This window comes from Streptomyces sp. MK37H (genome assembly GCF_018035285.1).
Taxonomy (GTDB): Bacteria; Actinomycetota; Actinomycetes; order Streptomycetales; family Streptomycetaceae; genus Streptomyces; species Streptomyces endocoffeicus.
Map to the genome: position 1 here is coordinate 1 of NZ_JAAAYH010000321.1, position 10,631 is coordinate 10,631.

The 10,631-nt window shown below is 70.3% G+C and carries 12 protein-coding genes; 7 read left to right on the forward strand and 5 right to left on the reverse strand.

Features of this window, described 5'->3' with window-relative positions; all coding sequences use genetic code 11:
* Positions 1-1,575, reverse strand: a 1,575-nt coding sequence (gene ctaD / locus GWI24_RS32345; RefSeq protein ID WP_210949617.1) for a cytochrome c oxidase subunit I, incomplete at its 3' end; no start/stop codon positions are given.
* A gap of 577 nt (positions 1,576-2,152) precedes the next feature.
* Here ctaD and GWI24_RS32350 point away from each other — a divergent pair.
* Positions 2,153-3,151, forward strand: a complete 999-nt coding sequence (locus GWI24_RS32350; RefSeq protein ID WP_210949618.1) for a sporulation protein — start codon at positions 2,153-2,155, stop codon at positions 3,149-3,151.
* A gap of 69 nt (positions 3,152-3,220) precedes the next feature.
* Here the strand turns inward: GWI24_RS32350 and GWI24_RS32355 are convergent, their stop codons facing one another.
* Positions 3,221-4,492, reverse strand: a complete 1,272-nt coding sequence (locus GWI24_RS32355) for a cation:proton antiporter (RefSeq protein ID WP_210949619.1) — start codon at positions 4,490-4,492, stop codon at positions 3,221-3,223.
* A 4-nt stretch (positions 4,493-4,496) separates the two neighbouring features.
* Positions 4,497-4,967, reverse strand: a complete 471-nt coding sequence (locus tag GWI24_RS32360; protein ID WP_210949620.1) for a cation:proton antiporter regulatory subunit — start codon at positions 4,965-4,967, stop codon at positions 4,497-4,499.
* A gap of 179 nt (positions 4,968-5,146) precedes the next feature.
* Between GWI24_RS32360 and GWI24_RS32365 the strand changes: the two genes are divergently transcribed.
* Together GWI24_RS32365 and GWI24_RS32370 are read left to right on the forward strand one after the other, a co-directional pair.
* Positions 5,147-5,569 (forward strand): hypothetical protein, encoded by a 423-nt coding sequence (locus GWI24_RS32365; protein ID WP_210949621.1) that lies wholly within the window; start codon positions 5,147-5,149, stop codon positions 5,567-5,569.
* A gap of 255 nt (positions 5,570-5,824) precedes the next feature.
* Positions 5,825-6,235, forward strand: a complete 411-nt coding sequence (locus GWI24_RS32370; RefSeq protein WP_210949622.1) for a VOC family protein — start codon at positions 5,825-5,827, stop codon at positions 6,233-6,235.
* 268 nt (positions 6,236-6,503) lie between these two features.
* Here the strand turns inward: GWI24_RS32370 and GWI24_RS32375 are convergent, their stop codons facing one another.
* Together GWI24_RS32375 and GWI24_RS32380 are read right to left on the reverse strand one after the other, a co-directional pair.
* Positions 6,504-7,493 (reverse strand): zinc-binding alcohol dehydrogenase family protein, encoded by a 990-nt coding sequence (locus GWI24_RS32375; protein ID WP_210949628.1) that lies wholly within the window; start codon positions 7,491-7,493, stop codon positions 6,504-6,506.
* Positions 7,494-7,640: 147 nt separating this feature from the next.
* On the reverse strand, positions 7,641-7,859 hold the full coding sequence (locus GWI24_RS32380; protein WP_210949623.1) for an MbtH family protein: 219 nt from the start codon (positions 7,857-7,859) through the stop codon (positions 7,641-7,643).
* Positions 7,860-8,029: 170 nt separating this feature from the next.
* On the opposite strand from GWI24_RS32380, the gene GWI24_RS32385 reads away from it, so the two are divergent.
* From GWI24_RS32385 to crcB (GWI24_RS32400), 4 genes are all read left to right on the forward strand, one after another.
* Positions 8,030-9,091, forward strand: coding sequence for a polyprenyl synthetase family protein (locus GWI24_RS32385; protein WP_210949624.1), 1,062 nt, complete (start codon positions 8,030-8,032; stop codon positions 9,089-9,091).
* Between the two features lie 181 nt (positions 9,092-9,272).
* Positions 9,273-9,779 carry a fluoride efflux transporter CrcB gene (crcB, locus tag GWI24_RS32390; protein WP_210949625.1) on the forward strand — a complete coding sequence of 169 codons (507 nt, stop codon included), beginning with the start codon at positions 9,273-9,275 and terminating at the stop codon, positions 9,777-9,779.
* Entirely contained in the window at positions 9,776-10,111 is a 336-nt protein-coding gene (locus GWI24_RS32395; protein WP_308344163.1) for a DUF190 domain-containing protein, read from the forward strand. The genes crcB (GWI24_RS32390) and GWI24_RS32395 overlap by 4 nt, the downstream gene beginning before the upstream one ends.
* On the forward strand, positions 10,108-10,482 hold the full coding sequence (gene crcB / locus GWI24_RS32400) for a fluoride efflux transporter CrcB (protein ID WP_210949627.1): 375 nt from the start codon (positions 10,108-10,110) through the stop codon (positions 10,480-10,482). The genes GWI24_RS32395 and crcB (GWI24_RS32400) overlap by 4 nt, the downstream gene beginning before the upstream one ends.
* Positions 10,483-10,631 lie beyond the last annotated feature (149 nt).

The following is a 10,631-nucleotide window of genomic DNA, read 5'->3' on the forward strand; positions in this document are numbered from 1 at the left end:
GAGGAAGTTGTGCCGGGGCGGAGGGCAGGAGGTGGCCCATTCCAGGGAACGGCCCCATCCCCAGGGGTCGTCGAGCTCGACCCGCTTCCCGTACTTCCCGGTTTTCCACACGTTGTAGATGAACGGCAGCGTGGACAGGCCGAGGAGGAACGAGCCGATGGTGGAGATCGTATTCAGCGCGGTGAAGCCATCGGCGGCCAGATAGTCGACATAGCGACGCGGCATGCCGATGACGCCGAGCCAGTGGTGGACCAGGAAGGTGGTGTGGAAGCCGACGAACAGGGTCCAGAAGTGGATCTTGCCGAGGCGTTCGTCGAGCATCCTGCCGGTGAACTTGGGCCACCAGAAATAGAATCCGGCGAACATCGCGAAGACCACCGTGCCGAAGACCACGTAGTGGAAGTGGGCGACGACGAAATAGCTGTCGTGGACCTCGAAATCCAGCGGAGGCGAGGCCAGGATCACCCCGGTCAGCCCGCCGAAGAGAAAGGTGACCAGGAAGCCGATGGCCCACAGCATCGGCGTCTCGAAGGAGAGGGAGCCACGCCACATGGTTCCGATCCAGTTGAAGAACTTCACCCCGGTCGGCACCGCGATGAGGAACGTCATAAAGGAGAAGAACGGCAGGAGTACGGCTCCAGTGGCGAACATGTGGTGGGCCCACACCGTCGCGGAGAGGCCGGTGATGCCGATGGTGGCGCCCACCAGACCCATATAGCCGAAGACCACCTTGCGGGAGAACACCGGAATGATTTCGGTGATGATGCCGAAGAACGGCAGGGCGATGATGTAGACCTCGGGGTGGCCGAAGAACCAGAAGAGGTGCTGCCACAGCACCGGCCCGCCGTTGGCCCCCTCGAAGACGACCGCGCCGAATTTTCGGTCTGCCTCCAGCACCAGCAGGGCGGCCGCCAGGACGGGAAAGGCGAGCAGCACCAGGATCGAGGTGAAGAGGATGTTCCAGGTGAAGATGGGCAGCCGGAACATCGTCATTCCCGGGGCGCGCATGCACACGACGGTCGTGATGAAGTTGACGGCGCCCAGGATCGTCCCGAAGCCGGAGAGGGCGAGGCCCATCACCCACATGTCGCCGCCCACGCCCGGTGTCCGCGCCTTGCTGCTGAGCGGCGTATAGGCCGTCCAGCCGAAGTCCGCCGCGCCGCCGGGGGTGAGCAGACTGCCGATCACGATCAGCCCGCCGAAGAAGAAGAACCAGTACGAGAGCATGTTCAGCCGGGGGAAGGCGACATCCGGGGCGCCGATCTGGAGCGGCATGATCTCGTTGGCGAATCCGGCGAAGACCGGCGTGGCGAAGAACAGCAGCATCAGCGTGCCGTGCAGGGTGAAAGCCTGGTTGTACTGCTCCGGGCTGATCAATTGCAGTCCGGGCCGGGCGAGTTCGGCCCGCATGATCATGGCCAGAAGGCCGCCGATCAGAAAGAAGCCGAACGCGGTCACCAGGTACAGGTGTCCGATTTTCTTGTGGTCCGTGGTGGTGAGCCAGTCGACCACGATGGTGCCGAGTTTGGTGGGTTCGGCGGGAGCTTCAAATTCGGGCTTGGTTGTCGTCGCCATGTCCGTGTCCGCTCCTCGGCCGTCTGCATGGGTGGGCGGCCGGCGGCACCGGCCGACGAATTCGTTGTATCGATTCGCCCACCATTACCCGAAGCGGAATGGCGATTCGGACCCGACTCGCCGTAGAGGCCGGGTCATTCACCGGCATCCTGGGCGCGGCTCGCGGGCCGGTCTGCGCCGCCATCGCCGGATTCCCGCGCTCACGACGATTGCCACGGCGCTCAGCAGCGCCGATCTCACCCGTCGCACACGTGACATCGGTTTCTCCCGTCCTCTGGGATGAGCCGCACCGGATTCCGCGGGCCCGACTCGCGGGCTCGACCCGAGTTACCCATGGCCGCAGGGCCCATTCAGATAGCTCTCCGTGAGCGGATGAACGCCGAGCCGAGCCGTCGGGCGCGTAGCCCGGCCGGGACCGCACCGCCCCTGGCCGGTTTTGCTGCCCCAGAACGCGTACATGGGAATCCCTTTACCATCCCGTTCGTTCCACGCATGCCCCCCACGGAACTCAGGAACGAACGCCCCCCACACGGACACAGAGAACGATCACAGTGACAGCGAAGGAGTGAACGCCGCGATGGTGTTCAAACGAGTGCTCGGCTCGCTCGGGGTCGGTGGGCCCGTCGTGGACACGGTCCTGGACCGGGAGCCGGTGCGCCCCGGTGGGGTAGTGCGGGGGCATGTGCGGCTCCGGGGCGGAGGCAGCGCCTGCGATCTCGAGCACCTCGCGCTGGAGCTGGTCGCCGGGGTCCAGGCCGGGTACGGCGGCGAGGAGCACGAGGGCGGTGTGGTCTTCGACCGCCTCCAACTCGGCGGCGGGTTCCGGCTCGACGCGAGAGAGCACAGAGACATTCCGTTCACCATTCACATACCGCGGGAAACGCCGCTCACCGAGGTGTCCGGGCAGCCGCTGGGTGTCGTCCTGGGCGTCCGGGTCGAGCTCGCGGCGGCGGGCGCGAAGGACCACGGCGATCCGGAGCCGCTGATCGTGCGCCCACTGCCGGTCCAGGAGGCCGTGCTGGGGGCCCTGGGGCGGCTCGGCTTCGGCCTCGTCGCCGCCGATCTGCGGCTCGCCCATATCGCGGGCACCGGGCAGCGGCTCCCCTTCCACCAGGAGATCGAGCTCACCCCCGCCCCGCAGTACCTCCACGACGTGAACGAGATCGCGCTGACCCTTCTCACCGGCCCCGACGCCATGGAGGTCTTCCTGGAGGCCGACAAGCGCGGCAGAGGCTCTGGCGCCTTGGGCCGCCACACGGTGCGCCATGAGGGCCTCGAGCAGCGCCACTGGACCGGTGAGGTCGACTCCTGGATCCGGGCGCTCATCGAATCCCGCGCGACGCATACCGCCCGCGATGACCGCACCGGTGCGGTCATCGCGGGCGTCACGGCCGGTACGGCGACGGGTGGGGCCGTGGGCGGCGGCATGGTCGCGGCCGGGCTCGGCGACGCGTTAGGGAACTTAGCGGGCTTAGGTGATGACTTAGGTGACTTAGGTGGCCTAGGGGACTTGAGTGCATTAGGGGGCACAAAAGACTTAGGGGGCTCGGGGTCCGAGGAGGCGAGCCGGGGCTGAGCCGCGGAGGGCCGCGGGTCGTCCCACGGCCCTCCCTGTACGCACCGACCTGTACGCACCGACGAACGGCTATGAACGACGCCCCACCGCGTCCGGGTCGTCCACCACCTCTCGCGGCTCCTCCGCCACACCACCGCCCCCGCCCTCGACCGCCGCGGCGGCAGCGGGCTCGCCGCGCGCCGCCGGCCGGGCCGTGACCCGCCGGGCGACGGGCTCGGTCCAGCGGGCGGTGAGCGGCCCGAGGACGACCAGGATCAGAACGTACGCCGTGGCCAGCGGGCCGAGCGACGGTTCGATACCAGCGGTGACGGCGAGCCCCGCGATGACGATCGAGAACTCGCCCCGGGCCACCAGCGTGCCGCCCGCCCGCCAGCGGCCCCGGACTGAGATCCCGGCCCGCCGTGCCGCCCAGTAGCCGGTGGCGATCTTCGTACCGACGGTAAGGACGGCCAGCGTCATGGCGGGCAGCAGCACCGGGGGAATGCTGGCCGGATCCGTGTGCAAGCCGAAGAAGACGAAGAACACGGCGGCGAACAGATCCCGCAGCGGGCTGAGCAGATGGTGGGTACCCTCGGCGACCTCCCCGGACAGGGCGATGCCCACCAGGAACGCGCCGACGGCCGCCGACACCTGGAGCTGCTGCGCGATTCCCGCCACGAGCAGCGTCAGCCCGAGCACCACCAGCAGCAGCTTCTCGGGGTCGTCGCTGGAGACGAAGCGGGAGATGTGCCGTCCGTAACGGACGGCCAGGAACAGCACCAGACCGGCCACGCCGAGGGCGATGGCCAGGGTGACACTGCCCGCCGCCAGGCCCGCACCGGCCAGCAGGGCGGTGACGATCGGCAGATAGACGGCCATCGCCAGGTCCTCGAGGACGAGGATGCTGAGGATCACCGGGGTCTCGCGGTTGCCGAGCCGGCCCAGATCGCCGAGCACCTTGGCGATGACGCCGGAGGAGGAGATCCAGGTCACACCGGCCAGCACCACGGCGGCCACCGGCCCCCACCCCAGCAGCAGGGCCATGACGGCGCCGGGCAGGGCGTTGAGCACCGCGTCGACGAGCCCGGCCGGGTACTGGGTCTTGAGATTGCTGACCAGGTCGCTGGCGGTGTACTCCAGCCCGAGCATCAGCAGCAGCAGGATGACGCCGATCTCGGCGCCGGTCGCCACGAACCCCTCGCTCGCTCCCAGCGGCAGCAGCCCACCCTTGCCGAAGGCCAGTCCGGCCAGCAGATACAGCGGGATCGGGGAGAACTGGAGCCGCCCGGCGAGCCGCCCCAGCAGCCCGAGGCCCAGGATGACCGCGCCGAACTCGATCAGAAAGACAGCAGACGAATGCATGGGCTCACTCCCGCCCAAGTATCGCCGCGGCCGTCTCCACGCCCTCGCGGGTGCCGATCACGATCAGCTCGTCCCTGCCGGCCAGCCGGAAGTCGGGGGTCGGGGAGGGAATCGCCTCCGCCCTGCGCAGCACGGCTACGATCGAGGCGCCGGTCTCCGTCCGCATCCGCGTCTCGCCGAGCACCCGCCCGTTCCAGTGCGACGTGGACGACAGCTCGATCCGCTCGGCCACCAGCCCCAGCTCGGTGGTGGACAGCAGATTCGGGCTGTGATGACTTGACATCAGGACCCCGACGAGTGCCTCCGCTTCCCCAGGGGTCAGCCTGGTGGACAGGGCACACTCATCGGGATCCTCCTTCCGGTACGCACTCAGCGTCCGTCCGCCGTCGCGATGTGCGATGACCGAAAGCCGCCTGTTCTCTCGTGTCGTCAAGTCGTAGCGAACCCCGATGCCGGGCAATGGCGTACTGCTCATGCGCGGAGCGCCCACAGTCATCCCTCTCGTCGCTCGATTCTTAAGTCACCCTAACGAATGGCAAAGAATTGGTAATGACGGCAGGTGTGCGAGGGTGCGATGGGACGATGCCGACCGCGTATGGGTGGGGTGGCCATCGATCTACGAAGAGGATGGTGCCCAGAGGAGGGGTGGTGCCCATGATCGAGTGGAGGCGGCTCAACACCGGGATCAGGCCAGTTCCCGATCCGGTCGCCACTCCCGTCATCTGGGGCGGGGCCTCCCTGGGCGCGCTGGTGCTGGTGGCGACCTTGAACTTCCTCGGCGGCCACGGCCGCCCGATGTTCGCCCTGGTCGCGCTCTCGCTGCTGGCCGCCCTGCTGGGGCTGTGCGCGCGCTTTGTCGCGGCGCCCGGTACGGCGGGGCTGTGCTGGCTGTTCCTCAACGGCTTCGCCATTCCGCCCGCGGGGCAGCTCTCCTGGGCGGGCGGCCGCGACGCCCGCTGGCTCGCCTGTCTCCTGGCGGCGGCCGTCGCGGGCACCGCGCTCGCCCGCATCGTCAACGCCCGGGCGGGATACCGCCGCATCAGCCCGCTCGGCCGCCGTCCGGGGTCGCCGGAGTGAGGTGCCCGGTCCACGAGGCGATGTGACCGGTCCAGGAGGCGATGTGACCGGTCCACGAGTGAGGTGACCGGTCCACGAGTGAGGTGACCGGTCCGCGGTCGTAGGTCCCACGGCCGTGGGAAGGCCCGGCGAGCGGCCGATGCCCCCGGGGCGGGCCCGTCCCTAGGCTCGGGGCGCGGCCCGGCGATCACGGCGCCGTCGATGTGTTCCGCCACGACGAAATCGATGCGTTCCCCCACGACGAAGGAGGCGCCCATGCCCGTCGACGGTCAGAGCCACATCCGCATCGCCCGCCCCTCGCGTGACCTCGCGGCGGCGGAGCGCTTCTGGTGTGCGGGGCTGGGGTTGAGCGTGGTGTACCGGGCCGAGGGCGGTGACCGGGCCGGGGAGCACGATCTGCTGATGGTGGGCCGGCCGGACGCCTCCTGGCATCTGGAGCTCGTCCACGAAGCGGCCCATCCCGTCGAGCCCCGGCCGACCGAGGAGGATCTGCTGGTGATCTACCTCGACGAGCCGGTCCCCGAGGAACTCGTGGACCGCCTCACCCAGCACGGCGGCACCCGCGTCACCTCCCCCAATCCGTACTGGAACGAATGGGGCGTCACCATCGAGGACCCGGACGGCTACCGCCTGGTGCTGTGCCGCCGCGGCTGGTCGAATTCCTGAGGTACCGCGACCACCTGCCGAGGTGCGGGGCTTCCCCAAGGCCCAGAGCCCAGGCCCCAGAGCCCAGGCCCCAGGGCCATCGCGCTACGGGGTGTCCGGCGGATCTGATCTTTCCCCTCCCCGCCCCTTCCCGATACCAGGGGCTTCGCCCCTGGACCCGGGGTCTGGGGGCGGAGCCCTGCCACGCGGCGGAGCCGCATATCGATGCCGCGGGAAGGGACGGGGAGGGGAGCAGGCCGCCGCAGGCGGCACGATCCGCCGGACGCGCCTAGTGCGGCATCGTCAGGACCGCCACACCGTTGACGCGGTCGGCGGCGAGGTCGTCGAGGGCGGCGTCCGCCCGGTCGAAGGCGTAGGGCGTGACCGTGGCGCTGATGCGGTGCTCGGCGGCCGCGGCGAGGAATTCACGCCCGTCCTCGCGGGTGTTGGCGGTGACGCTGCGGACCGTGCGCTCACGGAAGAGATGCCGGTCGTAGTCGAGTGACGGGACGTCGGTGAGGTAGATCCCGGCGATGCTCAGCGTGCCGCCCGCGTCCAGGGACTCCAGGGCGACCGGGACCAGTTCGCCCACCGGGGCGAAGAGGATGGCGGCGTCGAGCGGCTCGGGCGGACGGTCGTAGGCGTCGTTCGCGGAGGCGGCGCCGAGGTCCAGGGCGAGCGCGCGGGCGGCGGGTGAGCGGGTCAGGACGTGGACGACGGCGCCCTGTGCGATGGCGACCTGGGCGGTGAGGTGTGCCGAGCCGCCGAAGCCGTAGATGCCGAGCCGGCCGCCCGGCGGGAGGTCGGCCCGGCGCAGCGCGCGGTAGCCGATGATCCCGGCGCACAGCAGCGGGGCGAGCTCCTCATCGCGGTATTCGGAGGGCAGCTCATAGGCGTAGGCCGCCGGTACGGTGACGTACTCGGCGTAGCCGCCGTCCGCGTCCCAGCCGGTGTACTCGGAGAACGGGCACAGGTTCTCCTGGCGCCGGAGGCAGTAGCGGCAGCGGCCGCAGGTGCGCCGCAGCCAGGGGACGCCGAGCCGGATTCCGGGGCCGGGGCCATGCGCCCGCGAGCCCGCCGCGACAACCTCGCCGACCGCCTCGTGACCGGGGACGACGGGGCTGCGATGCGGGGGCAGATCGCCGTCGCGGACATGCAGATCGGTGCGGCAGACGCCACAGGCCCGGACCCGGACCAGCAGCTCGTCCTCCGCCGGCCGCGGAACTGGCAGCTCCACCTGCTCGATCCGGCCCGGCGTGGGGACCACCCATGCCCGCATGGTCGCCGGAAGGTCGGCATTCGCGTCCGTCACGTCGCCAACGTAACGCCGTGGGCACCGTGACGACCGTAAGGCACGCGTTACGGCCATGCGGCACCAGAAAAGGAAGAGATATGACCGGAAACTGCCAACCGCGTGCGGACGCGATCAGGCCGAGGTGCCGCCCATCGCATTGATCAGGCTCGTCGGGCGCATATCGGTCCAGTGCTCATTGACGTAGTCCAGGCACGCCTGGCGGTCGTCCTCGCCATGGGCGACCGTCCAGCCCGCGGGGACCTCGGCGAAGGCGGGCCACAGCGAGTGCTGCCCCTCCTCGTTGACGAGCACGAGATAGCGGCCGTCGGGGTTCTCGAAGGGGTTGCTCATCGCTGGTCTCCTCGCTCACGGTCGGCGTCGACGAGCTTGACGGTACCGGCAGGGGGCGGGCACCCGCCGAGGGGTTCCCGGAGTCCTGGGGAAAAGCCTGGGATACGGAAAATGGCACCTTCCTGACGGAATTCGGGCTTCCGGGGTGCCCCTCGCCTACGGTCCGCGGCATGGTCGCGTCCGCCAGAACCGAGCCCAGGGGCTCCATGGCCATGGAGCTCACCATCGGCGACCCCGCGCTCACGACCCGGCTGGAACGCGGAATGGACGCCTCGGAGGAGTGGCTGCGCGCTCTCGCCGCCGAGGCCCGGGACCCTTGTGTCGCCGAAATCGCCGGACATCTCTTCGGCCCCGGCGGCAAACGGCTGCGCCCGCTCCTGGCGCTGGTGGGCGCGGAGTTCGGCGAGCGCGCCCCGTCCACCGCCGATCCGGCCATGGCCGACCCGTCCCCCGCCGTGGAGGCCGCCGCCCTGGCCGAGCTGGTGCATGTCGCCTCGCTCTACCACGACGACGTCATGGACCAGGCCCGCACCCGGCGCGGAGTCCCCAGCGTCAACGCCCGCTGGGGAAACACCACCGCCGTCCTCGCGGGCAATTGGCTGCTGTCGAAGGCGGCCCAGCTCGCCGCGGAACTCGGCCCGGAGACCATACGGTTGCAGTCCAAGGTCACCAATCGGCTGATCATGGGCCAGATACGGGAACTCGTCGGCCCCTCGGACGACGATGATCCGCTCTCCCACTACTTCACCGTGGTGGCCGGGAAGTCGGCCGCGCTCATCGCCATGGCGCTGCAGCTGGGGGCGGTCCGGACCGGCGCCCCGGACCATGTCGTCCAGACGCTCGCCGAATACGGAGAACATCTGGGCATCGCGTTCCAGATATCCGACGACATCCTCGACATCACCTCCACCTCCGAGGTCTCCGGCAAGGAGCAGGGCAAGGACCTCGCGATCGGGGTCGCCAGCCTCCCGGTGCTGCTGGCGCTGGCCGACGAGCGGCCGGAGGCGGGTGAGTTGCGCACCCTGCTGGCCGCCGCCACCGCGGGCCCGGAGGGCGCCGGGCTGCCGAGGGCCGTCGCGCTGCTGCACCGCTGCGGGGCGCTGGCGGAGGCGCGCACGGTGATGCACGCCCGGCTGCTGCGCGCCCGGACCGCGGCGAACGGGCTGCCGGACGGCCCGGCGACTCGGGTGCTGCACGCGCTGTGCGACTTCGTGGCGCGCCGGGATCACTGACGGGCTTCCTCCGTAAGGCGCCCATACGTGCCCACACGGTGTCCGTACGGCGCCCATACCTCTCGCTCCGCCCTCCCCTTCGTCAGCCCCGGTCGGCAGGGCTCTGCGGCAGCCCCGGTCGGCCGGTGTCCGCGTCAGCCCAGGTCGGCCGGTGTCCGCGTCACGACGTAATCTGAGCCCTATGGGCAGCTCACGGTCAGATGTGGTGGACGAGCCCATCGACCCCGATACCGGCCCGGCTCCGCCCGCCCGGCACAGCCCGTGGCGAGGGCAGGGCCCCGTGGTGGGTGTGGTGGCGGTGGGCGGCGCGCTCGGGGCGACGGCCCGCTACGGCGCGTCGCTGCTGTGGCCAACCCCGTCCAGCGCCTTCCCCTGGACGATCCTGCTGGTCAACGCCGTCGGCTGCGCGATCATCGGCGTCTTCCTGGTGCTGATCACCGAGATGTGGACGGCCCACCGGCTGGTGCGGCCCTTCTTCGGCACCGGTGTGCTCGGCGGCTTCACCACCTTCTCGACGTACGCCGTGGACTTCACCCGGCTGGTCCAGGACGGCCGTATCGCGATCGCCTTCGGCTATCTGCTGGGCACGCTCGTGGTGGCGATGACGGCCGTATGGGCGGCCGTGGCGGCGACCCGGCGCGTCCTCGGCACGTACGGCGGCGGCCCCGGCCGAAGGGCGGCCCGGTGACCGGCGAGCCCGCGCTGCGACTGACCGTCTTCATCGGCGAGAACGACACCTGGCACCGCAGACCGCTGTCCGCCGAGATCGTCCACCGCGCCCATCGCGCGGGGCTCGCGGGGGCGAGCGTGTTCCGCGGTGTCGAGGGGTACGGCTCCTCGTCCCTGATCCACACCTCGCGGCTGCTGTCACTCGGCGAGGATCTGCCCATGGCCGTCGTGATCATCGATACGGAGGAGCGAGTGCGGTCCTTCCTGCCCGAGTTGGAGGAGATCGTGGGTGACGGCCTCGTGGTGGTCGACCCGGTCGAGATCGTGCACCCCCGGGGGCAGGCCCGGTGAACTGGCTGCTGGTGATCGCGGGCGGGATGGTCGGCGCACCGCTGCGCTATCTGACCGACCGCGCGCTGCAGACACGGCACGACTCGGTGTTCCCCTGGGGCACGTTCCTGGTCAATATCGGGGGCTGTCTGGTGCTGGGCCTGCTGACCGGCGCGGCGGCGGAGGGAGCGGCGTCCCAGCGGCTGCAACTGCTGCTGGGCACGGGGCTGTGCGGGGCGCTGACGACGTATTCGACGTTCTCGTACGAGACCCTGCGGCTGGCCGAGGAGGGCGCCCGGCTCCTCGCCGTGGCGAATGTGGGCTTGAGCTTGGTGGTCGGGGTGGGCGCCGCCTTCGCGGGTGTGGGGCTGGCCCACGCGATCTGGGGCTGACCACCGAACCCCAGCGGCCTTACGGCAGGCCCTCGCCCCGCTCAGCGGCCTTACGGCAGGCCCCAACCCCGCTCAGCGGCCTTACCGTTCACGCCGCCCCGGGCCGCGCGGGAGCTGCGCCGGGTGATGCTCGAGCATCTGCGGACGGC

What these genes read in the sequence shown, in the direction of transcription:
- GWI24_RS32385 (WP_210949624.1), top strand. Translation starts at nt 8,030, where the DNA reads ATGGTCGCGTCCGCCAGAACCGAGCCCAGGGGCTCCATGGCCATGGAG.
- GWI24_RS32350 (WP_210949618.1), top strand. Translation starts at nt 2,153, where the DNA reads ATGGTGTTCAAACGAGTGCTCGGCTCGCTCGGGGTCGGTGGGCCCGTC.
- GWI24_RS32355 (WP_210949619.1), bottom strand. Translation starts at nt 4,492, where the DNA reads ATGCATTCGTCTGCTGTCTTTCTGATCGAGTTCGGCGCGGTCATCCTG.
- GWI24_RS32380 (WP_210949623.1), bottom strand. Translation starts at nt 7,859, where the DNA reads ATGAGCAACCCCTTCGAGAACCCCGACGGCCGCTATCTCGTGCTCGTC.
- GWI24_RS32370 (WP_210949622.1), top strand. Translation starts at nt 5,825, where the DNA reads ATGCCCGTCGACGGTCAGAGCCACATCCGCATCGCCCGCCCCTCGCGT.
- GWI24_RS32375 (WP_210949628.1), bottom strand. Translation starts at nt 7,493, where the DNA reads ATGCGGGCATGGGTGGTCCCCACGCCGGGCCGGATCGAGCAGGTGGAG.
- crcB (WP_210949625.1), top strand. Translation starts at nt 9,273, where the DNA reads ATGGGCAGCTCACGGTCAGATGTGGTGGACGAGCCCATCGACCCCGAT.
- GWI24_RS32365 (WP_210949621.1), top strand. Translation starts at nt 5,147, where the DNA reads ATGATCGAGTGGAGGCGGCTCAACACCGGGATCAGGCCAGTTCCCGAT.
- GWI24_RS32360 (WP_210949620.1), bottom strand. Translation starts at nt 4,967, where the DNA reads ATGAGCAGTACGCCATTGCCCGGCATCGGGGTTCGCTACGACTTGACG.